This is a genomic window from Streptomyces sp. NPDC040432 (assembly GCF_055595445.1).
In genome coordinates this window covers 19,102-41,350 of the sequence record NZ_JBVIVP010000022.1, presented here as the reverse complement: position 1 = coordinate 41,350, position 22,249 = coordinate 19,102, and the positions used below count along the sequence as shown (strand labels likewise).

Annotated in this window: 23 protein-coding genes; 14 read left to right on the top strand and 9 right to left on the bottom strand. The window is 72.2% G+C overall.

Annotated features, from left to right (window positions below):
• Positions 1-44 precede the first annotated feature (44 nt).
• The gene (locus ACZ58N_RS31320; protein WP_471166705.1) at positions 45-257 is read left to right on the top strand and encodes a hypothetical protein; all 213 of its coding nucleotides are present in this window, start codon (positions 45-47) and stop codon (positions 255-257) included.
• Positions 258-357: 100 nt separating this feature from the next.
• Here ACZ58N_RS31320 and ACZ58N_RS31315 read toward each other — a convergent pair whose 3' ends face one another.
• Positions 358-1,485, bottom strand: coding sequence for a threonine aldolase family protein (locus ACZ58N_RS31315; protein WP_471166702.1), 1,128 nt, complete (start codon positions 1,483-1,485; stop codon positions 358-360).
• A 108-nt stretch (positions 1,486-1,593) separates the two neighbouring features.
• On the opposite strand from ACZ58N_RS31315, the gene ACZ58N_RS31310 reads away from it, so the two are divergent.
• The 11 genes from ACZ58N_RS31310 to ACZ58N_RS31260 all read left to right on the top strand — a co-directional run bounded on the left by ACZ58N_RS31310 (position 1,594) and on the right by ACZ58N_RS31260 (position 10,668).
• Positions 1,594-2,544 carry a Rossmann-like and DUF2520 domain-containing protein gene (locus ACZ58N_RS31310; protein WP_471166700.1) on the top strand — a complete coding sequence of 317 codons (951 nt, stop codon included), beginning with the start codon at positions 1,594-1,596 and terminating at the stop codon, positions 2,542-2,544.
• Complete coding sequence (gene panC / locus ACZ58N_RS31305) at positions 2,541-3,536, top strand: pantoate--beta-alanine ligase (protein ID WP_471166697.1); 996 nt, start codon at positions 2,541-2,543, stop codon at positions 3,534-3,536. The genes ACZ58N_RS31310 and panC overlap by 4 nt, the downstream gene beginning before the upstream one ends.
• Positions 3,533-5,284, top strand: coding sequence for an L-aspartate oxidase (locus ACZ58N_RS31300; RefSeq protein ID WP_471166694.1), 1,752 nt, complete (start codon positions 3,533-3,535; stop codon positions 5,282-5,284). The genes panC and ACZ58N_RS31300 overlap by 4 nt, the downstream gene beginning before the upstream one ends.
• A 1-nt stretch (position 5,285) precedes the next feature.
• Positions 5,286-6,254, top strand: a complete 969-nt coding sequence (gene nadC, locus ACZ58N_RS31295) for a carboxylating nicotinate-nucleotide diphosphorylase (protein WP_471166691.1) — start codon at positions 5,286-5,288, stop codon at positions 6,252-6,254.
• Between the two features lie 3 nt (positions 6,255-6,257).
• Positions 6,258-7,067: a type III pantothenate kinase gene (locus ACZ58N_RS31290; RefSeq protein WP_471166689.1), complete on the top strand. Its 810-nt coding sequence runs from the start codon at positions 6,258-6,260 to the stop codon at positions 7,065-7,067.
• A 606-nt stretch (positions 7,068-7,673) separates the two neighbouring features.
• Entirely contained in the window at positions 7,674-7,868 is a 195-nt protein-coding gene (locus ACZ58N_RS31285; RefSeq protein ID WP_471166686.1) for a DUF397 domain-containing protein, read from the top strand.
• Positions 7,869-8,104: 236 nt separating this feature from the next.
• A complete protein-coding gene (locus tag ACZ58N_RS31280) occupies positions 8,105-8,740 on the top strand; it encodes a hypothetical protein (protein WP_471166683.1) in 636 nt (211 codons plus the stop codon).
• Between the two features lie 142 nt (positions 8,741-8,882).
• Positions 8,883-9,050, top strand: coding sequence for a hypothetical protein (locus tag ACZ58N_RS31275; RefSeq protein ID WP_362882126.1), 168 nt, complete (start codon positions 8,883-8,885; stop codon positions 9,048-9,050).
• A gap of 124 nt (positions 9,051-9,174) precedes the next feature.
• The gene (locus ACZ58N_RS31270) at positions 9,175-9,627 is read left to right on the top strand and encodes a BlaI/MecI/CopY family transcriptional regulator (RefSeq protein WP_471166681.1); all 453 of its coding nucleotides are present in this window, start codon (positions 9,175-9,177) and stop codon (positions 9,625-9,627) included.
• A gap of 9 nt (positions 9,628-9,636) precedes the next feature.
• Complete coding sequence (locus ACZ58N_RS31265; RefSeq protein WP_471166678.1) at positions 9,637-10,167, top strand: amino-acid N-acetyltransferase; 531 nt, start codon at positions 9,637-9,639, stop codon at positions 10,165-10,167.
• Positions 10,168-10,332: 165 nt separating this feature from the next.
• On the top strand, positions 10,333-10,668 hold the full coding sequence (locus ACZ58N_RS31260; protein ID WP_281211103.1) for a histone-like nucleoid-structuring protein Lsr2: 336 nt from the start codon (positions 10,333-10,335) through the stop codon (positions 10,666-10,668).
• Here the strand turns inward: ACZ58N_RS31260 and ACZ58N_RS31255 are convergent.
• Entirely contained in the window at positions 10,650-11,246 is a 597-nt protein-coding gene (locus tag ACZ58N_RS31255; protein WP_471166674.1) for an SCO3374 family protein, read from the bottom strand. The two genes, ACZ58N_RS31260 and ACZ58N_RS31255, sit on opposite strands and share 19 nt — an antisense overlap.
• Before the next feature lie 450 nt (positions 11,247-11,696).
• On the opposite strand from ACZ58N_RS31255, the gene ACZ58N_RS31250 reads away from it, so the two are divergent.
• Positions 11,697-14,222, top strand: a complete 2,526-nt coding sequence (locus ACZ58N_RS31250) for an ATP-dependent Clp protease ATP-binding subunit (protein ID WP_471166671.1) — start codon at positions 11,697-11,699, stop codon at positions 14,220-14,222.
• An 865-nt stretch (positions 14,223-15,087) separates the two neighbouring features.
• On the top strand, positions 15,088-15,711 hold the full coding sequence (locus ACZ58N_RS31245; protein WP_471166669.1) for a M23 family metallopeptidase: 624 nt from the start codon (positions 15,088-15,090) through the stop codon (positions 15,709-15,711).
• A gap of 66 nt (positions 15,712-15,777) precedes the next feature.
• Here the strand turns inward: ACZ58N_RS31245 and ACZ58N_RS31240 are convergent, their stop codons facing one another.
• The 7 genes from ACZ58N_RS31240 to ACZ58N_RS31210 all read right to left on the bottom strand — a co-directional run bounded on the left by ACZ58N_RS31240 (position 15,778) and on the right by ACZ58N_RS31210 (position 22,156).
• Positions 15,778-16,974 carry a LamG-like jellyroll fold domain-containing protein gene (locus ACZ58N_RS31240; protein WP_471166667.1) on the bottom strand — a complete coding sequence of 399 codons (1,197 nt, stop codon included), beginning with the start codon at positions 16,972-16,974 and terminating at the stop codon, positions 15,778-15,780.
• Between the two features lie 108 nt (positions 16,975-17,082).
• Positions 17,083-18,399: a two-component system sensor histidine kinase CseC gene (cseC, locus tag ACZ58N_RS31235; RefSeq protein WP_471166664.1), complete on the bottom strand. Its 1,317-nt coding sequence runs from the start codon at positions 18,397-18,399 to the stop codon at positions 17,083-17,085.
• Entirely contained in the window at positions 18,396-19,106 is a 711-nt protein-coding gene (gene cseB, locus ACZ58N_RS31230; protein WP_471166662.1) for a two-component system response regulator CseB, read from the bottom strand. The genes cseC and cseB overlap by 4 nt, the downstream gene beginning before the upstream one ends.
• A 13-nt stretch (positions 19,107-19,119) precedes the next feature.
• A complete protein-coding gene (locus ACZ58N_RS31225) occupies positions 19,120-19,773 on the bottom strand; it encodes a hypothetical protein (RefSeq protein ID WP_471166660.1) in 654 nt (217 codons plus the stop codon).
• Positions 19,774-19,838: 65 nt separating this feature from the next.
• Positions 19,839-20,399 carry a SigE family RNA polymerase sigma factor gene (locus ACZ58N_RS31220; protein ID WP_281209186.1) on the bottom strand — a complete coding sequence of 187 codons (561 nt, stop codon included), beginning with the start codon at positions 20,397-20,399 and terminating at the stop codon, positions 19,839-19,841.
• Between the two features lie 216 nt (positions 20,400-20,615).
• Entirely contained in the window at positions 20,616-21,521 is a 906-nt protein-coding gene (locus tag ACZ58N_RS31215; RefSeq protein ID WP_471166657.1) for an HhH-GPD family protein, read from the bottom strand.
• Positions 21,522-21,550: 29 nt separating this feature from the next.
• Entirely contained in the window at positions 21,551-22,156 is a 606-nt protein-coding gene (locus ACZ58N_RS31210; protein WP_471166655.1) for a phosphatase PAP2 family protein, read from the bottom strand.
• Positions 22,157-22,249 lie beyond the last annotated feature (93 nt).

Below are 22,249 nucleotides of genomic sequence, written 5' to 3'. Positions count from 1 at the left end.
TCAATCGATGGGCGGGCTGCGCCCGACGGGGTGAGGGTGGATGCATGACCGCCATCGAGCAGTACCTCATCGACACCTACCGGGCCTCCCAGCACCGCACGCCGATGCCTCCGCCCCCGGGCCGGGACGACGTCGCCGCGCTGCGCGCCCTGCACACCGAGGCCCGGTTCCGCTCCGTCCTCGCCGGCCGCCCGGCCGGCCACCGGTGGCGCACGAGGCTGCGCCGCCTGCTCCCGCTGCGCCGCAGGGCCTGCTGAGCGGACCCGCCCGGCACCACCATCGAAAGGGCGGACCCGCCCGGCATCACCGCCGGATCCCGCGGGGCGGATCCGCCCGGCGGGACCCGCCGGGACCCGCCTACGCCTCCAGCCGCGCCAGGAACCCCCGCACCGCGTCCCGGACGTCGTGCGCGGTCCAGGCGAGGCCCGGCGCGGTCACCTCCAGCTCCGTCATCGCGAGGCCCGGGGGCCCGTCGGGCGACCAGCGGCGGAACAGCACCGTGCCCGTCTCCTCCGCGAGGCGCAGCCCCGCCTCCGTGAGGCGGTCCGCCTCGTGGGGGAGCCACACCTGGAACTGGTGGGTGTGCGGCACCTCCGGATGGACCCGGAACCAGGGCAGCCCGGCCTCCGCGAAGCCCTCCCGCAGGGCCCCGGCGACGGTACGGGCCGCCGCGACGTAGGACGGCAGGCGGGGGAGCTCCCCGGCCAGGCCGGCCAGCGCGGACAGGGCCTGCGGGAACTGCCGGAAGATCTGCCCCCCGTACCGGTGGCGCCACACCCGGGTCTCCTCGACGAACGACCGGGAGCCCGCCAGGGCGGCGCCGCTCAGGCCGCCCAGCGACTTGTAGAAGGAGACGTACACGGAGTCGGCGAGCCCCGCGATCTCCGACAACGGACGGCCGAAGTGGACGGTGGTCTCCCACAGCCGGGCCCCGTCCAGGTGGACGACCGCGTCCCGCTCCCGGGCCGCCCCGACCAGCTCCGTCAGTTCCTCCCAGGTCGGCAGCAGGAACCCCGCGTCGCGCAGCGGCAGCTCCAGCATCAGGGTCCCGAAGGGCTCCGGATGGTCCCGGACCTCGGCGGCGGTCGGCTGCCGGGCCTCCGCCACCGGGTGGACCGCGCGCAGCCCGGAGACGACGGACAGGGCGCCGCCCTCCCAACGCTCCGGGTGGCTCATGGGGTGCAGGGCCACCACCGGGCTCCCGGTGCGTCCCGCCCAGCACCGCAGCGCGATCTGCTGGGCCATCGTCCCGGAGGGGAAGAAAGCGGCGTCCTCGGTGCCCAGCAGTTCGGCGACGCGGCGTTCCAGGTCGCCGACGACGCCGTCGCCGTACAGGTCGGCCGGTGCGTCCATGTCGTACGGGGCCTCGGCGAGCCCCGCCAGCAGCTCGCCGACCGTGGGTTCCAGCAGGCTGTGCGACAGGACCCGATCGGCCCCGCGCCACGCCGCCACCAGCCGCTTCCCGCGTTCCGCGTCGTCAGTCATGCCCCTGATCATCGCCGATCGCCGCCGATCGCCCCCGCGCCCCAGGGGCTAGCATGGCGGCGTATCGTCCGGTACCCCCCGCGGACTGGAACGGAAGGCATTCCCCGCGTGAACGCACCCCATCAGACGGAGCCCCGGGATCCGTCCGACCGCCCCGCCCGGCTCGCCGTCGGCGTCGTCGGCGCCGGACGCGTCGGTCCCGCCCTGGCCCGGGCCCTCCAGCAGGCCGGACACCGACCCGTCGCCGTGTCCGCCGTCTCGGACGCCTCCGTGCGCCGCGCGGAACGGATGCTCCCCGACGTACCGGTCGTGCCGCCCGCCCAGGTGCTGGAGCGGGCCGACCTGGTCCTGCTGACCGTCCCCGACGACACACTGCCGGGCCTCGTCGAGGGCCTCGCGGAGACCGGTGCCGTCCGGCCCGGCCAACTCCTCGTGCACACCTCCGGCCGGTACGGGACCTCCGTGCTGGACCCGGCCCGCCGGGCGGGCGCCCTCCCGCTGGCCCTGCACCCCGCGATGACGTTCACCGGCACCGAGGTCGACGTGCAGCGACTGGCCGGCTGCTCCTTCGGCGTGACCGCCCCCGACGAGCTGCGGCTCGCCGCGGAGGCCCTGGTCATCGAGATGGGCGGGGAACCCGAATGGATCGCGGAGGGGGACCGCCCGCTGTACCACGCGGCTCTCGCCCTCGGCGCGAACCACCTGGTCACCCTCGTCGCGCAGTCGATGGAGCTGCTGGCCCGGGCGGGCGTCGAACACCCCGACCGGATGCTCGGCCCGCTGCTCGGCGCGGCCCTCGACAACGCGCTGCGTTCCGGCGACGCCGCCCTCACCGGGCCCGTCGCCCGCGGTGACGCCGGTACCGTAGCCGCGCACGTGTCGGAGCTGCGCAAGCACGCCCCGGCCACCGTCCCCGGATACCTGGCGATGGCCCGCACCACCGCCGACCGGGCCCTCGCGCACGGCCTGCTCAAGCCCGAACTCGCCGAGGACCTGCTGGGCGTCCTCGCGGACACCGGCGCCGAGGACACCGCCGCACCGGAGGGTGGCGAGCGATGACCGGCCCGCTCCTGCTGAACACCGCCGAAGAGCTCGAAAAGCTCCCCCGGACCGGCCGCCGCGCCGTCGTGATGACCATGGGCGCCCTCCACGAGGGCCACGCCACCTTGATCCGCGCCGCCCGCGCGGAAGCCGGCCCGCGGGGCCAGGTCGTGGTGACCGTCTTCGTGAACCCGCTCCAGTTCGGCGCGAACGAGGACCTCGACCGCTACCCCCGCACCCTGGACGCCGACCTCGCGATCTGTGCGGGAGCCGGCGCGGACGCCGTCTTCGCACCCTCCGTCGACGAGGTCTACCCGGGCGGCGCCCCGCAGGTACGGGTCGCGGCCGGACCCATGGGCGAACGCCTCGAAGGGGCCACCCGACCCGGCCACTTCGACGGCATGCTCACCGTCGTCGCGAAGCTGCTCCACCTCACCCGCCCCGACCTGGCCCTCTTCGGCCAGAAGGACGCCCAGCAACTGGCCCTGATCCGGCGCATGGTGACCGACCTGAACTTCCCCGTCGAGGTGGCCGGCGTACCGACCGTCCGCGAGGACGACGGCCTCGCGCTGTCGTCCCGCAACCGCTACCTCTCCGCCGAGGAACGGCGCACGGCCCTGGCCCTGTCCCGGGCCCTGTTCGCCGGCCGCGACCGGCTCGCCGCCCAGGCCGCGCTGCGCGCCCGCGCCGAGGCCGCCCCGACGAGCGACGAGCGGGCGACGGCCCTGGCCCGGCTCGGCGAGATCCGTGCCTCCGCCGACGCGCACGCCGTGTCGGCGGCGGGTTCCGGGCTGCCGGACGCCGTCCGGGCGGCGGCCCGCCACGTCCTGGAGGAGGCGGGCCGGCACGAGCCGCCGCTGGTGCTGGACTACCTGGCGCTGGTCGACCCCCAGGACTTCGCCGACGTCGGCCACGGCTTCACCGGACGGGCCGTGCTGGCCGTCGCGGCGAAGGTCGGCACGACCCGGCTGATCGACAACATCCCATTGGAATTCGGAGCACACGCGTGAGCACCACAGGCAGAGGCACCGCGCCCGGCGGCGGCAAGGGAACCGGCATACGGCTGCACGCCCCGGCGCCCGGCTGGGCCGTCGAAGCGGACGTCGTGGTCGTCGGATCCGGTGTCGCGGGGCTGACCGCTGCACTGCGCTGCGCCGCCGCGGGCCGCCGCACGGTCGTGGTCACCAAGGCACGGCTCGACGACGGCTCCACCCGCTGGGCGCAGGGCGGCATCGCCGCGGCGCTCGGCGACGGAGACACCCCCGAGCAGCACCTGGACGACACCCTGGTCGCGGGCGCCGGCCTGTGCGACGAGGCGGCCGTCCGGCTCCTCGTCACCGAGGGCCCGGACGCGGTGCGCCGACTCATCGCGACCGGCGCCGTCTTCGACACCTCCGCGGAGACCGGCGAGATAGAGCTGACCCGCGAGGGCGGCCACCACCGCCGCCGCATCGCGCACGCGGGCGGCGACGCCACCGGCGCCGAGATCTCCCGGGCCCTGGTCGAGGCCGTCCACGCCGCCGGCATCGAGACCGTCGAGAACGCACTGGTCCTGGACCTCCTCCAGGACGCCGCCGGTCGCACGGCCGGCGTCACCCTGCACGTGATGGGCGAGGGCCAGCACGACGGCGTCGGCGCCGTCCACGCGCCGGCCGTGATCCTCGCGACGGGCGGCATGGGCCAGGTCTTCTCCGCGACCACCAACCCGTCGGTCTCCACGGGCGACGGCGTCGCCCTCGCCCTGCGCGCCGGCGCCGAGGTCTCCGACCTCGAATTCGTGCAGTTCCACCCGACGGTGCTGTTCCTCGGCGAGGACGCCGAGGGCCAGCAGCCCCTGGTGTCGGAGGCGGTCCGCGGCGAGGGCGCCCACCTCGTCGACGCGGACGGGGTCCGCTTCATGACCGGGCAGCACGAGCTGGCCGAGCTGGCCCCGCGCGACATCGTCGCCAAGGGCATCATGCGCCGCATGCAGGAGCAGGGCGTCCCGCACATGTACCTCGACGCCCGGCACTTCGGCGCCGAGATGTGGGAGCAGCGCTTCCCGACGATCCTGGCCGCCTGCCGGTCCCACGGCATCGACCCGGTGACGGAGCCGATCCCGGTCGCGCCGGCCGCGCACTACGCCTCCGGCGGCGTCCGGACGGACCTCCAGGGCCGCACCACCGTCCCCGGCCTGTACGCCTGCGGCGAGGTGGCCTGCACGGGCGTGCACGGCGCGAACCGGTTGGCCTCGAACTCCCTCCTGGAGGGCCTGGTCTTCGCCGAGCGGATCGCCGACGACATCATCGCCCGGACGCCGTCCGGCAGCCGGCCCGAGACCCCCGCGCCCGCCACCGGCCCCCTCCAGCCGGCCGAGGCCCGCCACGAGATCCAGCGGATCATGACGAACGGCGCGGGCGTGCTCCGGTCGGCCGGCTCGCTGGCCGAGGCCGCCGAGGCCCTGGAAACCCTGTACGCGCGGGCCCTGGGCGAGCTGGAGAGCCACGGCAAGACGGCCGTACCGGGGGTGGAGACCTGGGAGGCGACCAACCTGCTGTGCGTGGCCCGGGTCCTGGTCGCCGCCGCCCAACGGCGCGCGGAGACCCGCGGCTGCCACTGGCGCGAGGACCACCCCGACCGGGACGACGCCGACTGGCGCCGCCACCTCGTCGTACGACTGTCGGCGACGGAGAAGCGCGCCCTGGTCGTCACCCCCACCGACTCCGCGGACTTCCCGTCCGTCGACGTCCCCCTCAACCCCCCGAGCATGGAGCAGTGACGTGAGCACCCCCGAACTTCCCCTGATCGACCAGAACGAAGGCGGCTGCGGCGACGACTGCGGCTGCGGCGAGGGCGAGGAGTCCGGCCTGGACCCGGCGCTGGCACAGCTGCTGGAGGACGCGGGCCTGGACCCGATCGAGGTCGAGGACATCGCGCACATGGCGCTGTCCGAGGACCTGGACGGCGGTGTCGACGTCACCACCGTCGCCACCGTCCCCGAGGAGGCCGAGGCCATCGCCGACTTCGTCGCCCGCGAGGACGGCGTGGTGGCGGGACTGCGCATCGCCGAGGCCGTGTTCTCCGTCGTCTGCACGGAGTCCTTCGAGGTCGAGCGGCACGCCGAGGACGGCGACCGGGTCGCGAAGGGCGACGTGCTGCTGTCCGTCCGCGCCCGCACCCGGGACCTGCTGACCGCCGAGCGCAGCGCCCTGAACATCCTGTGCCGCCTGTCGGGCATCGCGACGGCCACCCGCCGCTGGGCGGACGTCCTGGAGGGCACCGACTCCAAGGTCCGCGACACCCGCAAGACCACGCCCGGCCTGCGCTCCCTGGAGAAGTACGCGGTCCGCTGCGGCGGCGGCGTCAACCACCGCATGTCGCTGTCGGACGCGGCGCTCGTCAAGGACAACCACGTGATCGCCGCGGGCGGCATCGCGCAGGCCTTCAAGGCCGTGCGCGAGGCCTTCCCGGAGGTGCCGGTCGAGGTCGAGGCCGACACGATGGACCAGGTCCGCGAGGTCGTGGCCGCGGGCGCCGACCTGATCCTGCTGGACAACTTCACCGTCGAGCAGACCAAGGAGGCCGTCGCCTTCGTCGCGGGCCGCGCCACCCTGGAGTCCTCGGGCCGGCTCACCCTGGAGACGGCGCGCGGCTACGCGGAGACCGGCGTGGACTACCTGGCGGTCGGCGGCCTGACGCACTCCTCGCCGATCCTGGACATCGGGCTCGACCTGCGCGAGGCGGTGTAAGCGGTGCTCCTCACCATCGACGTGGGCAACACCCACACGGTCCTGGGCCTGTTCGACGGTGACGAGATCGTCGAGCACTGGCGCATCTCGACCGACCCGCGCCGGACGGCCGACGAACTGGCCGTCCTGATGCAGGGCCTGATGGGGACGCACCCGATGCTCGGCACGGAGCTGGGCGACGGCATCCACGGCATCGCGATCTGCGCGACGGTGCCCTCCGTCCTGCACGAGCTGCGCGAGGTCACCCGCCGCTACTACGGCGACGTCCCGGCGGTGTTGGTGGAGCCCGGCACGAAGACGGGCGTGCCGATCCTGATGGACAACCCGAAGGAGGTCGGCGCGGACCGCATCGTGAACGCGGTCGCCGCCGCCGAGTTGTACGGGGGCCCGGCGATCGTCGTCGACTTCGGTACGGCCACCACCTTCGACGCGGTGTCCGCGAAGGGCGAGTACGTGGGCGGGGTGATCTCCCCGGGCATCGAGATCTCGATGGAGGCGCTCGGCGTGCGCGGGGCGCAACTGCGCAAGATCGAGCTGGCCCGGCCGCGGAACGTCATCGGCAAGTCCACGGTCGAGGCCATGCAGGCGGGCGTGGTCTACGGGTTCGCGGGCCAGGTCGACGGGATCGTCGCCCGCATGGCCAAGGAGCTCGCGGGTCCGGGCGGCGACCCGGACGACGTCCGCGTGATCGCGACGGGCGGGCTCGCCCCGATCGTCCTCGGCGAGTCCTCGGCGATCGACGACCACGAGCCCTGGCTGACCCTGATCGGCCTGCGGCTGGTGTACGAACGCAACGCGCCCAAGTTCGCCTGACGCCGAGGCCGGAGCCGACGCCGGAGCCGACGCCGAGGCCCGGCACCGGTCGCCCGGCACCGACGGCGACGCCTCCGCCCACCGGCCCCCGCCCGCACCCCGGGCGGGGGCCGTCGTGCGCCCGGCGGCCTCACCTCCGGGTACCGGTCCCCGAACGCAACGCTGCCGACGACGGACCGCCGAACTCACGTCACCCCGCGCGCCGTTGACACTCGTCCCTTCGACGCCCGTCGCATCGGCCGAGGTGGACGCCCCGCGCGGTGGGGGCGCCGGCGCGTGGATGCGGCCCATCGCCCTCACCGTCATCCCCGTGGTGGGGGTCCCGAGCCCGTCCCGGGCGAACCAGGACCGGGCCCGCCCGCCCGGCGTCCGCCTCGGCGCGTCGATCACCGGGATCGGGCGCACCCGCTGTGACGGCGAGGGCCGGAACGACGCCCCGGATCGTGCCCTCCGCATTTCGCCCGGATACCCGGGGCGCGGCCCCCGCGTACGGCGTTGGTAATTTTTGCGCTGTGATTTTGACGGAAATGGCCGGAGTGCGACTCCACCGGCTATAGCGTGCCGGTCGAGAACCACACGAACCCACTCCACGGTGGAGGAGACACCATGACCGAGAACGCCGCCCGGCCGGCCTGGCAGAAGTCGTCCTACTGCGGCGACGGGGACGCCTGCGTCTACGTCGCCGCAGCCCCGGGGAAGCTCGTACGGGTCGCGGACCGGGCCGACCCGGCGCACCTCGTGATGGCCACCACCCACGCCGCCTGGGCCGATTTCCTGCGGTCCGTGAAGACGACCGGCTGACAGCCGCCCGGAACCAGCTCCGAAACCGCCCGGAGAGACCGCCCGAGAGCCCGTCCGGGAACGTGCCGGGGCGGGCGGTGGACGGTTCGGTGGTCGACCGGTCCCGGAACACGCCGCACCGCCGAGGCCCTCGCCGAGGCCCCGTCTCGGTCCGGCCGCAGTCCCGCCGCGGTTCCCGCCGCGCCGAAATTCCCCACCATAAGGGGATTTTGTCCGATTAGGCGTATCTTCGGCGCATGCCCACGCCCTACGGATCCCGCGGCGGCATGGCGTTCGGCGCCGCCGAGCTGCTCGTGCTCAGGCGCCTCCTCGCCCACGCCCTCCAGCCCTCCTCGGCCCCCCTGACGGCCGCCGAGGTCCAGGACTGCCTGCGCCTCGCGGCGTCGGTGGACGACGCGGTGGCGGAGGCGGGCCGGCTCAGAGCCTTCCTGCTGGCCGATCTGGCCCGCTACCGGGACGCCCTCCCCGGCAGTCTCCCCGGATACCTGGAGCTGCTCCAGGACGCCCTGGCCGCCGGGTACGAGCCGGTCCCCGACGACCTCGCGGCCCTGCGCGCCCTGCGCGGCAACCCCGTCGCCGCCGCCCTCCTGGCGCGGGCCCGGACCATCGCGGAGCGCTCCGTGCGCCGCCGCCTGTCGGCCGCCGCGCCGGCACCCCGCACCCGGCTGCTGGCCCTGGCCGGCGGGCGCGAGGAACACCGCTCCGCCGGCTCCCCGCCCCCCGGACAGCCCGGCCCGAAGCCGACGCCGGACCGCAAGCCGCAGGAGCCGCGCCCCGCGCAGCCGGCCCGACCCGTCCCGACGCCCGGCGAGGTCTTCCCGCCGCGCCGCAAGCCCACCCCGCCCCCGGCGGCCGGCCGCGCCGTCGGCTGAGGGCCGTCCGCACGGGCGGAGCCCACGCGTCACGTGCGGTACGGGCGTCGCGGATCAGGCCCGCGACGCCCGTGCCGCAGGCCGTGTCGGACACCGCGACCCGGCAGCTCCTTCCATACCCGGCACTGGCTACGCTGGGGGCATGGACTACGTATCCGCTCTCGTGCCCCCCGTCGTGATGGCCGCGTTCTTCATCGCTCTCGTCGTGACGATCGTGAAGAGCCAGGGCGGTGCCAACAAGAACAAGGAAGACGCCGCCGTCGACGCCGTGATCGCCCGCGCCGAGGCCGCCCAGCAGCCGCAGAAGTAACGGCGCCACCCGCGGCCCGACCGGCCGCGGCGGGCGCCCCGGCGAGGGCCGCCCGACGGGTTTGGCCGCGCGTTGCCCGACGAATGGTCGGGCAATTCGGTCGATTCCGCACTATCGTGCTGTTGTGCCTCGCCCCTTGGGAGAACTCGAAGACGCCGTCATGACGCGGGTGTGGCAGTGGAACCGCCCGGTCACCGTTCGGGAAGTCCTGGAAGACCTCCAGCAGGAACGGTCCATCGCGTACACCACGGTCATGACGGTTATGGACAATCTCCATCAGAAGGGCTGGGTCCGCCGGGAAGCCGAAGGCCGCGCCTATCGATATACGGCGGTCTCCACCCGCGCCGCCTACTCGGCCGCACTGATGAACGAAGCCTGGTCCACCAGTGACAGTCCGGCCGCCGCTCTCGTGGCCTTCTTCGGCATGATGTCCCCGGAACAGCGCGAAGCCCTCCGCGATGCCATGCGCGTGGTTCAGCACGACGATGCCGGTACTCCCGCGGATCCCGAGCCGGCACCCGCCCCCGCCGAACCGGAAGGGGAGTCCGGCGCGCAGGAACCCGAGCCGGGGCGATAGCGTCCGGGTATGGGAGAGCTTTCCGCCGCAGACGTGAAAACAGTGACCATCCGCCGAGCGCGCACCCGTGATGTTCCGGCGCTGCGCCGCCTGCTCGACCAGTACGTGCAGCAGCGGATCCTCCTCGACAAAGCCCCCGTGGTCCTTTACGAGGACATCCAGGAGTTCTGGGTCGCGGAACGCGACGGTGACGGGCAGGTCGTGGGGTGCGGGGCTCTCCACGTCATGTGGGAAGACCTCGCGGAAGTACGCACACTCGCGGTCGACCTTGAGTTGAAGGGCGCCGGCGTCGGGCACCAGGTGCTCGCCAAGTTGTTGGAGACGGCCCGTCTGCTCGGGGTGAGCCGGGTATTCTGCCTGACCTTCGAAGTGGACTTCTTCGCGAAGCACGGCTTCGTCGAGATCGGCGAGACCCCGGTCGAGACCGATGTCTACATGGAGCTCCTGCGTTCCTATGACGAGGGTGTCGCCGAGTTCCTCGGTCTCGAACGAGTGAAGCCGAACACCTTGGGCAACAGTCGGATGCTTCTGCACCTGTGAACGATCACAGCGGCATTTTCCGGGCCCCGGCCCCCTGTGGCCTATGTCCGAATCGCGCACGTTTCCCGCCTTGTTGAGGTCCTGAACCTCTCACCGGGGGTTTGTGTTTTCCTGGCAAAAGCGGTTTCCTTTCCGCGTACTGCATTTTCGATGAAAGGAAATCCGGTGGCACAGAAGGTTCAGGTCCTTCTTGTCGACGACCTCGACGGTGGCGAGGCGGACGAGACCGTGACGTTCGCTCTGGATGGCAAGACCTACGAGATCGACCTCACCACCGCCAACGCTGAAAAGCTCCGCGGGCTGCTCGACCCGTACGCCAAGAGCGGCCGCCGCACCGGCGGGCGCGCGTCCGCCGGCCGCACGAAGGGCCGCGCCGCGGCTTCCTCCGGCAGCCCGGACACCGCCGAGATCCGCGCGTGGGCCAAGGCCCAGGGTCTCAGCGTGAACGATCGAGGCCGCGTACCGGCCGAGATCCGAGAGGCCTACGAAGCCAGGGGCTGAGGCGTACGCCGCCACAGGCGGGCGCGGTGGCATTCCGTCGCCGCCGCGGCCACCAGCCGTACGAGGTCGGGACCGGAGCTCCGTCCGGAACCGGCGCCCTGCCCGGGACCGGGCAGGGACGGCAGCGATGCCTCGCACCCCAGCTCGGGGGGCCGCAGCCAGACGGCGGCCCCCCGAGGGCTTTGCGCCCACCCCGGCGGTACGGGAGCGGTGATCCTGCCCCCGGAACCGACGGCGGTGAGGTCGAGGGGCACCCCGCCCCACTCCAGCCAGTCGAGCAGCCCCTCCAGCTCCTCGGCGGAGCCCGGAGCGACCAGGAAGCGCATCCTGCGTCCCATCAGTGCCACCGGACCGGTGGGCACGGGCCTGCGCAGCACCTCCGCCCCGGCGTCCGCCGGCAGCTCCAGCACGTCGAACCGGAGACCGGTGACGAGCTGTGCGGGAGTCCCGGCGGCGAGCTTCCAGCCGAGGACGCGCTCGTACCAGAGGGACCACGGGGCGCACCCGTCCCGCTCGGGCGGGACGCGGGGCGGCGGCACACCGACGGAGCTGATCGAGCTGACGGAGCTGACGGCCATGCCTGAGCAACTCCGTGGAACGCCCCGGGGTTACGCAGTGCGCCGGAAACAATGCGGAACGTAAACGTCCGCAGAGTGGAGTCCCACATTCGGGACACAAGCGTGTTCGCCCGTAGCGGAGGGAACCGCGCCCATCGGCATGGAGTGTCAGTCCTTACGGGTAAGACATTCCTAGTGGATCGGGGCGACACGCTGATTTGGGCGGCTTCCGTTCGCCATCGGCGTACACGTGTGACGGGTATCTGCCTGGCCTGCGGGAACATCGTCTCGCAGGATCGGGTTGGAGCAGTAGTCGGCTCTTACAGCCGGTTTTCCTCACCGATGTGGGGGTGAGCCGTGGACGGATGTCGGCAGTTGGAATGAGCTGTCCCGCCTCACGGGACTAGCATGCGGTAGGACAGGGCGGGGACCGACCCCGAACTGCCCGACCGCTCTGAGGAGCGATAAACGATGTTCGAGAGGTTCACCGACCGCGCGCGGCGGGTTGTCGTCCTGGCTCAGGAAGAAGCCCGGATGCTCAACCACAACTACATCGGCACCGAGCACATCCTCCTGGGCTTGATCCACGAGGGTGAGGGTGTCGCCGCTAAGGCCCTGGAGAGCCTCGGGATTTCGCTCGAGGCTGTTCGCCAGCAGGTTGAGGAGATCATCGGCCAGGGGCAGCAGGCCCCGTCCGGCCACATCCCCTTCACCCCGCGGGCGAAGAAGGTCCTGGAGCTTTCGCTCCGCGAGGCCCTCCAGCTCGGCCACAACTACATCGGCACCGAGCACATCCTGCTCGGCCTGATCCGCGAGGGCGAGGGCGTCGCCGCCCAGGTCCTCGTGAAGCTGGGAGCCGATCTCAACAGGGTCCGGCAGCAGGTCATCCAGCTGCTTTCCGGCTACACCGGAGGCGGTAAGGAGTCGGCCACGGCAGGCGGCCCGGCCGAGGGAACCCCCTCGACCTCGCTCGTCCTCGACCAGTTCGGCCGCAACCTGACGCAGGCCGCTCGTGAATCCAAGCTCGACCCGGTCATCGGGCGCGAGAAGGAGATCGAGCGGGTCATGCAGGTGCTGTCCCGCCGGACGAAGAACAACCCGGTCCTCATCGGCGAGCCCGGCGTCGGCAAGACCGCCGTCGTCGAGGGCCTGGCCCAGGCGATCGTCAAGGGCGAGGTGCCCGAGACCCTCAAGGACAAGCACCTCTACACCCTGGACCTGGGTGCGCTGGTGGCGGGTTCCCGCTACCGCGGCGACTTCGAGGAGCGCCTGAAGAAGGTCCTCAAGGAGATCCGCACCCGCGGCGACATCATCCTGTTCATCGACGAGCTCCACACCCTCGTGGGTGCGGGTGCCGCCGAGGGCGCGATCGACGCCGCGAGCATCCTGAAGCCCATGCTGGCCCGTGGTGAGCTCCAGACCATCGGTGCCACCACGCTGGACGAGTACCGCAAGCACCTTGAGAAGGACGCGGCCCTTGAGCGCCGCTTCCAGCCGATCCAGGTGGCGGAGCCTTCCCTCCCCCACACGATCGAGATCCTCAAGGGTCTGCGCGACCGCTACGAGGCCCACCACCGCGTCTCCATCACGGACGAGGCCCTCGTCCAGGCGGCGACGCTGGCGGACCGGTACATCTCGGACCGCTTCCTGCCGGACAAGGCGATCGACCTGATCGACGAGGCCGGCTCCCGAATGCGCATCCGCCGGATGACCGCGCCGCCGGACCTCCGCGAGTTCGACGAGAAGATCGCGGGCGTGCGCCGCGACAAGGAGTCGGCCATCGACTCCCAGGACTTCGAGAAGGCGGCTTCGCTCCGTGATTCGGAGAAGCAGCTGCTCGCCGCGAAGGCCAAGCGCGAGAAGGAATGGAAGGCCGGCGACATGGACGTCGTCGCCGAGGTCGACGGCGAGCTCATCGCCGAAGTCCTCGCGACCGCGACCGGCATTCCCGTCTTCAAGCTCACGGAGGAGGAGTCTTCCCGCCTCCTGCGCATGGAGGACGAGCTCCACCGTCGCGTCATCGGCCAGAAGGACGCCATCAAGGCGCTCTCGCAGGCCATCCGCCGCACCCGTGCGGGTCTGAAGGACCCGAAGCGTCCCGGTGGCTCGTTCATCTTCGCCGGCCCGTCCGGTGTCGGTAAGACCGAGCTCTCCAAGACGCTCGCCGAATTCCTCTTCGGTGACGAGGACGCGCTGATCTCCCTCGACATGTCGGAGTTCAGCGAGAAGCACACGGTTTCGCGTCTCTTCGGTTCGCCCCCCGGCTACGTGGGCTACGAAGAGGGCGGCCAGCTGACCGAGAAGGTCCGCCGGAAGCCGTTCTCCGTCGTCCTCTTCGACGAGGTCGAGAAGGCGCACCCGGATATCTTCAATTCCCTTCTCCAGATCCTGGAGGACGGTCGCCTGACCGACTCCCAGGGCCGGGTCGTGGACTTCAAGAACACGGTCATCATCATGACGACCAACCTGGGTACGCGGGACATCTCCAAGGGCTTCAACCTGGGCTTCGCCGCCCAGGGCGACGTCAAGACCGGTTACGACCGGATGAAGGCGAAGGTCAACGAAGAGCTCAAGCAGCACTTCCGGCCCGAGTTCCTCAACCGCGTCGACGACACGGTCGTCTTCCACCAGCTCACGCAGGAAGACATCATCCAGATCGTCGACCTGATGATCGCCAAGGTGGACGAGCGCCTCAAGGACCGCGACATGGGCATCGAGCTCAGCGGTGACGCGAAGCTGCTCCTGGCCAAGCGCGGCTACGACCCGATCATGGGTGCGCGCCCGCTGCGCCGGACCATCCAGCGCGAGATCGAGGACCTGCTGTCGGAGAAGATCCTCTTCGGCGAGCTGCGTCCCGGTCACATCGTGGTCGTCGGCGTGGAGGGTGAGGGCGAGGACGCCAAGTTCACCTTCCGCGGCGAGGAGAAGTCGGCACTGCCCGACCTCCCCCCGATCGAGGCGACGGGCTCGGGCCCGGACCTCTCCAAGGGTGCGTAGGCGCTAGCCGCTGGTAGCAGGACGAAGGGGCGGCCCCGGGACTTCGAGTCCCGGGGCCGCCCCTTTTCGCTGCCCGGGCTGCGGCGGGGCCGTCCCGGTGCCCGGAGCCGGCCCCCCGGCAGCCCGGTGGCGGTGGCGGCCGGCGTAGCGGGGAGGGGCCGGGGCCACGCCCCCTTCCCTGCACCTGGGTGGTGGGCGCCGGGCCCCGGCGCATGCCGTGGGGAGCGGGCCGGCTGAGGCGCGCCGCAGACTGTCCGGGCCGTCCGGGCCGTCCGGGCCGACCAAGGCCGACCAGGGTCGACCTGGGCCGACCAGGGCTTGCCCGGACCCCCAAGCCCTGGGACCCCGGTTCTGGCCCGCAGCCCCGGCTCTCGGCCCGTGGGCTTGCCCGGACCCCCAAGCCCTGGGACCCCGGTTCTGGCCCACGGCCCCGGCTCTCGGCCTGTGGGTGCCCCGGGGCCGTCGTGGTGGGTCGTGGTCGTGGGGAGTGTTCGGGGTCGGGGTGGGCAGGTGAGGGCGGGGGTGTGGATACGCCGTGGGGCGTGGGGTGTTGGTCGTGGTGACCGGGGTCTCAATGGGGGCTGGGGCCCGGTGACAAGCCGCACAGAACAAATCGGACCTACTAGGACCTCTCGTAGATTTTGACGTCCCTTTTGTCCACCTCCAGGCCCAGCCTGGGGGGCGTCAACAGGAAGATCGCCCTCCGCTCGGCTACGAGTCCGGGTAGTAACGGGGAGGTTTGGGGAAGTCCGGGGGCCCGGGTTACCAAGGTTGAGCAAGCCCGGCACCGACGGCTTCAGCGCCGCAGAGCCGGGTCCTTTCTTGCCCGATTCACTTCCTTGTCCCCGGCCCCGGAGGTCTGCACATGTCCGCGAACCGCGTCAGCACCCGTCGTACCCGTATCGCCGTCGTCGCCACCGGACTCGGTGCGGTTCTGGCTCTCGGGGCCGGAGCGAACGCGGCCATCGCCGACACGGCGCCGGCCGCCGCATCCGGTACCGCCGAACTGGTCGCCGTGCAGGCCCAGGCGCAGGCCAAGGCGGCCACCAAGGCCGCCGGTGGCAAGAGCACCGCCTGGAAGAAGCCGGTCAAGCGCTACACGCTCTCCGCGACCTACGGCAAGGGCGGCAGCATGTGGTCGCACAAGCACTCCGGCCAGGACTTCGCCGTTCCCGTGGGCACCCCGGTGTCCGCCGCTGCCGCCGGCACCGTCGTCAAGGCCGGCCCGAACGGCGGCGGTGACGGCCCCGCTTACGGCAACGCCATCGTGATCAAGCACGCGAACGGCAAGTACTCCCAGTACGCCCACCTGTCGAAGATCCAGGTCAGGATCGGTCAGAAGGTCGGCGCCGACCAGCGGATCGCGCTGTCCGGCAACACCGGCAACTCCAGCGGCCCGCACCTGCACTTCGAGATCCGCACCACCCCGAACTACGGCTCGGCCATCAACCCGGTGACCTTCCTGCGCAACGCCGGCGTCAGCCTCTGACGAACGTCGACGCCGCGCCCACCCCAGGGGCCGTAGGAGCCCCGGGGGGCGTATCCCGGCAGGGGATCAGATCAGCCACGCGTGCGTCGGCTTGGTCTTCTTGTCGAGCTTGTTGTTCTTCAGCCCCGTGATCTGTTCCTGACCCAGGGCCTGCCCGAAGACCCGGATGTGGTCCAGCGGGCCGTCCCACGCGGCACTCCAGATCCCGTGGTGGCGCGCCCGGCCCAACTGCAGTGGACCGGGGCCCGCCCAGATGCCGGAGACCTGCGCCTGGCCGACCATCCTGTCGTCCACCCAGAGCGAGATGGTCTTCTTCTCCGCGTCGTACGTACCCGTCAACAGGGCCCAGGTCCGTACGGTCTCGACGTTGTCCACCACGACCTGCTGCGCCGTGGCCGCCTGGCCCTTGTCCCCGGTCTGAACCCGGAACACCCAGGCCTTCTTGCCGTTCACGACCTCGAAGCCCAGCTCGAACGAGTACGAGACCCCGTCGCCCTGGCTCACCGCCATCCGGGAGCCCGTCTCGGCCACGTTGTAGGCACGCGTCGAGACGGTGAAGCTCTTCGTGACGTCCACGGCCGCCTCGGCGCCCTGGGCGTACGAGTCGTCGGTGCCCTTGAACCTGACCTCGGTCCGCTTGGAGAGTTCACCCAGCGAGGCACCGGGGCCCAGGGCGATGCCCATCCGACCGTTGCGGTCGCGCAGCAGGTTCGGCTCACCGGCCACGGTGGGGGAGTCGTCCTCCGGGGCCTTCGACTCGGGCGCCTCCGACGACTGCTCCGACGGGCTCGGCGAGCCGGAGGCCGCCGTCGTCGGCTTGTCCGTGGCTTCCCCGTCCCCCTTGAGCAGGAAGAACGCCGTGCCCGAGGCCACCAGCACCACGGCCAGGGCCCCGATCCCGATGGTCAACAGCCGGCGCTTGCGCTGCTGCGCCTCGCTGCGGTCGGCCATCGCCTGCCAGTCCGGCTGCGAGGACGAGGCGAAGGCCTCGGGTGCCGGTGCGGGTGCGAACGGCTCGGCCTGCGCGAACGGTTCCGCCGGCGGGAACACCCCCAGCGGCCGGCCGGGCTGCGGCTGTCCCTGCGGGGGCTCCTGTTGGTACGGATTGGGCTGCGCGGGCCCCGGCAGGCCGGCACCCGGCTGCCCCGAGTCCGGCCGGCCGCCGTACCCGCCGGGTATCCCCTGCGGGAATCCGTAACCGCCGCCGCTCCCGGCGGCGGGGTCGGGCTGGGGGTTGTGCGGGCGATCCGTACCGTCAGTCATGGCACGGATGCTAAAACATCGCCGTGTCCGAACGAACGGCCGACGGTTCCGATACGGTCGCGATCCGTCCGGGCCCGCCCCGCCCCGTGCCCGGCCGTACGCCCCGACTCACCCCGGCAGCTGGATGATCGGGAAGCTCCCCGTCGCCGTCGGCGCGTGCTCCGGAAGCCACAACACCGCCACCGCGCCCGCCGACGCGTCCTCTCCCGCGGCGCCGCCCGGCGCCGCGACGTTGCGGAACGTCAGCCGGGCGCCCAGCACCCGGGCCTGGCCCTCCGCGATGGTCAGGCCCAGTCCGTGCCCGACGCCCGCCCGGTCCGTCGACCCGGTCCGGAAGCGGCTCGGGCCCTCCCGGAGCAACGCCTCGGGGAAGCCCGGCCCGTGGTCCCGGACGCGCACGACGCGGCCCTCGATGTCGACCTGGATCGGAGGCTGCCCGTACCGCGCGGCGTTGGCCAGCAGGTTGCCGAGGATCCGCTCCAGTCGGCGCGGGTCGGTGCTGACGATCTCGTCCGCGACGATCCGTACGCCCGCCTCCGGCATCAGCGACGTCACCCGTCGGCTGACGAACTCGCCCAGCGCCACGTCCTGGAGCTCGGCCCGCTCGGACGCGCTGTCCAGCCGGGCCACCTCCAGCACGTCCTCGACCAGCGCCCGCAGGGCCTGCGCGCGGTCCCGCACGAGTTCCGTCGGCCGGCCCGGGGGCAGCAGCTCCGCCGCCGTGAGCAGGCCCGTCACCGGGGTCCGCAGCTCGTGCGCGATGTCGGCGGTGACCCGCCGTTCGGCCTCCAGTCGCTGCTGGAGGGCGTCCGCCATGGCGTCCACGGCCCGCGCGAGGTCGTCCGTCTCGTCCCGTACGACGCCACCGACGGCGTCCCGCACCCGGACCTCGGGGTCCCCGTGCGCCACGCGCTGCGCGGCGGCCGCCGCCTTGCGCAGGCGGCGCGAGATCTGGCCGCCGATGAGCACGCCGAGGGCCGAACCGCCGATGACGACGGAGAGGGAGCCGACCAGCAGGGCCTGGTCCAGGTCGCGCACCATGTTGGCGCTCTCCCGGAAGGGGTGGTGCAGGGAGAGCACCTGACCGTTCCCGAGGGGGACGGCGGCCCACACCTCCGGCGGCTTGTGCGGGTGCTCCTGCACGTAGGTGCCGCGCCGGCCCGACCGGGCCTTCTCCCGCAACTGCGGCGGGAGTTCGGGGTCGTTGAGCTTGGCCCCCCAGATGGGCTTGCGGCCCATGTCGGCGTTGCGCGTGGCGATGTACTGGACGCGCTCCAGTTCGGCGTCGCGGGCGCTCTCCATCATCGACACGCGGGCAGCACTGTGCACGACCAGGCTCAGCGCGACCGCGGTGAGGGCGCCCACGGCGGCGATGGCGAGTGTGATCTTCCAGCGGATGCCCGTGCGGAGGGTGAAGCTCCTCATGCCTTCAGCTTGTATCCGAAGCCCCGGACCGTCTCGATCCGGTCCTGACCGATCTTCGTGCGCAGTCGCTGGACGTGGACGTCCACGACGCGGGTGTCGCCGCCCCAGTCGTAGTCCCAGACGCGCTCCAGCAGCCGGTCGCGGGAGAGCACGGTGCCGGGTGCGGACGAGAACTCCAGCAGCAGCCGCATCTCGGTCGGCGTCAGGGCGACGGGGGCGCCCGCCCGGCGGACCTCCATGCCCTCGGTGTCGACCTCCAGGTCGCCGAAGGAGAGCACGCCGCGTTCCCCGGCCGGTCCCTCGCCGCCGCCCTGGCCGCCGTTCTGCGGTCCGCCGGCGTGGCCGAAGCGCCGCAGGACGGCGCGGATGCGGGCGACGAGCACGGAGCCGTCGAAGGGCTTGGTGACGTAGTCGTCGGCGCCCGCCTCCAGGCCGAGGACCACGTCGATGGAGTCGGCACGCGCCGACAGCATGATCACGGGGACGGTGGACTCGTCACGGATGCGGCGGCACAGGCTGACGCCGTCCATCCCGGGGACCATCACGTCCAGCAGGGCGATGTCGGGCCGGTCGGCCCGGAAGGACTCCAGTCCGGACAGCCCGTCGGGCATGGCGGTGACCACGAACCCGTCGCGCTCCAGCGCCAGGGTCGTGGCCTCGCGGATGACGTCGTCGTCCTCCACGAACAGCACATGGGTCTCGGCCATGCCCAGCCTCACTTCAGTTCTTCTGCGTCAGGGCCGGGGCGGGCTGGCCCCCGCCGTCGACCACGTTGCTGTACTCCGTGTGCACACGGTCCTGCTCGGTGAACTTCTCCCCGCTCCAGCGGTACGTGATCACGTCCTCGCCGGAGGGATAGGCCAGGGCGTCGCCCTTGCCGTAAACCTGCTTGATGAGCATCAGGTCGCCCCGGTCGATCTCCGCGTAGACCGGTGACTGTTCGTCCGTGAACACATTCTCGTACTTCCCGCCATCGGCCCGGTACACGTACGAGCCGAGCCCGAGCGCGTCCGCGCACGACAGGACGTTGACGACGACGTCCACGGAGCCGCCGCCGGTGACCTTCCCGTAGCTCACGTCGATCGGGTACTCCTTGCCCGTGCAGGGCTTGAGGTCCCGTTTGACGGCGGGGCTGACCTTGGGGTCCGCCTTCAGCAGGGCCACCGCGTCGACCTTCTTGAGGGGGCTGCCGGAGGACGACGCGGGGGCGTTGCCGGGCGGGACGGGCGCGGTGTCCGCGTCCTCCGAGGGCTTGGCCGTCCTGGCCACCTGATCGGTGTGGGCGGGGCCGCCGTCGCGCAGCCCGCTGCCGCCCGTGGAGCAACCGACCGCGAACAGCACGGTGCCGACGAGGACGATCGTCCCCGCCGACACCAGTACGAGCGGCCCCCTCCCGGCACGGGCCGGGGGGGAGCCTCTGTCACTCAGGTCTTGGCCGTTCAGGCCGCGCACCGCTCCCGCCCCTCGTACCGGCTGGTGTGGTCGCCGCGTTCGAGCGCGCGCATGTCGAGGTCCCGGCTCTCCAGCTCCTGCCGGAGCCGGGCCAGTGCGCGGTGCAGGGTGCTCTTCACGGTTCCCGTCGACATACCGAGCGCCGCGGCCGTCTCCTCGGTGCTCATCTGCTCCCAGTGTCGCAGGACGACGACACTGCGCTGCTTGGGCGCGAGCACCTTGAGGATGTCCATGAGGAGGGCGCGGTCGGCGCGCTGGTCGGAGCCGTCCTCGACGGACGCGTCGGGGAGCTGCTCGGTGGGGACCTCGTCGAGCTTGCGGGCCCGCCACCACTCGGTCCGGGTGTTGATCATGACACGGCGGAGGTAGGCGTCGGCCAGGGACTTGTCGGCGATGCCGTCCCAGCGGCCGTAGGTGCGCACGAGAGCCGTCTGGAGGAGGTCCTGGGCGTCCGTGGGGTCCGGAACCAGGCGGCGGGCACTGCGCAGCAGCGCGTCCTGCCGGGTGCGTACGTACTCCTCGAAACCGAGCACCTCGCCGTGTGCCATCTCTGACCGCCTCCGCTGCCGTACAACCGTCTCCGCCGTCTTACGGATCCGAAGGTACGGACGGGTTGTCACGGCACTGTGCGGGTGAGCCTTCGGTGGACGCACGGACAGCCGTAGGTTGTGTAACAGTGCCGGTGAGCTGCGGTTTCCCGGCCCGAAGCGGAATAGTTGAGTCAGCTACGAGCCGGGTTCGAGGAGTTCGCGACCGCCGCGGACTCAGCTCTGCGGCAACCGGTACATGCCCTGCGCGAGCGGCTCCACCAGACCGTCGGAGACCAGACCGTCCAGTGCCCGGGCCCGCTGCACCGGTTCGTCCCACACGGTGTCGAGGACCGCCTGCGGGACCGCGCCCACGGCGTCGCGCAGCACCGCCAGCAGTTTGCCGCGCACCTGCCGGTCCGTCCCGGCGTACGTCTGACCGCGTCGCGGCGGACCGTCGTGCGCGGGCTTCCCGGCGAGGCGCCACGCGCACAGTCCCGCCACCGGGCAGCGGACGCAGTCCGGGCTCTTGGCGGTGCACACCAGGGCGCCCAGTTCCATCGAGGCGGCGGCCCAGCGGGCCGCCGTCGCCTCGTCCTCGGGCAGCAGGGCGCGGGCCAGGCGGCGTTCTGCGGCGGTGGTGGCGTTCGGCGGGTATTCGACCCCGGTCGCGGTGCGGGCGAACACCCGGCGCACGTTGGTGTCCAGCACCGCGTGCCGCTGCCCGTACGCGAAGGAGGCCACGGCGGCGGCCGTGTACTCGCCGATCCCGGGCAGCGCCAGCAGGTGCGCGTGCTCGCGCGGTACGTCGCCGCCGTGCCGTTCCGTTATCGCGACGGCCGCCCCGTGCAGGCGCAGGGCCCGGCGGGGGTAGCCGAGCCGGCCCCAGGCGCGGACGGCCTCGCCGGGTGCCTCGGCGGCCAGGGCGGCCGGCCGGGGCCACCGGGCGAGCCACTGCTCGTACACCGGCAGGACCCGGCTGACGGGGGTCTGCTGGAGCATGAACTCGCTGACCATGACCCCCCAGGAGCCGGCCTCGGGGCGGCGCCAGGGGAGATCACGGGCGTGTTCGTCGAACCACGCGATGACGGGGGAGTGCAGCGCGTGGGAGACGTCGGGGGAAGGAGTGGTGGATGCAGTCATGGCAGACGGCATCCTGGCACGTTTCGGGCTCAGCGCGCCGGGCCCGGACCGGTGAACCAGACGGCCACCGGCGCCCGGCTCGCCCGTACGGCGGCCACGACGCGACTCATCACACCGGCCAGCGCGACCATCAGGAGCGCGGCGAGCGAGAAGCCGAGCAGCAGGCCCATCGCCACGTCGTGCGGGTAGTGCACCCCCACGAAGACCCTGGAGAAGGCCATCAGCACGGCCAGCGGCAGGGTCCACACGGCCAGCCGGCGGGCGGCCATGGCGAGGCCGACGGCCGCGCCGCCCGCGATGGCGGAGTGGTTGCTCGGGAACGACCAGTCCCCGTACTCGGGGCAGGCGATCAGTGAGGCCGCCGCGCCGGCGACGGCACGGCAGGGCCGTTCCTCGTCGACGGTCGACTTCACCGTCTCGGAGACGACGTACGTGATGGCGGTGACCAGCGGTGCCAGGACGGCGAGCGCCACGGCCCGGTCGTCGTGACCGCGGGAACGCCACCAGACGGCTATGAAGAGCACACCGAAGAGCAGGAGCCCGTATTTGGTCTCGGCCTCGAACGCCGACTGCACCCAGGAGGGCGTGTCACGGGCGAAGTCGGTGATGTCGCGATAGAGGTCGGAACTGTCCATGGTCACAGACCGTACTCAAGGACGGATCGTCATCGCATCGGACCCTTGGCCGGAACTTTGCGATCCGCTCTGCTCCCGCAGGATGATCATCGG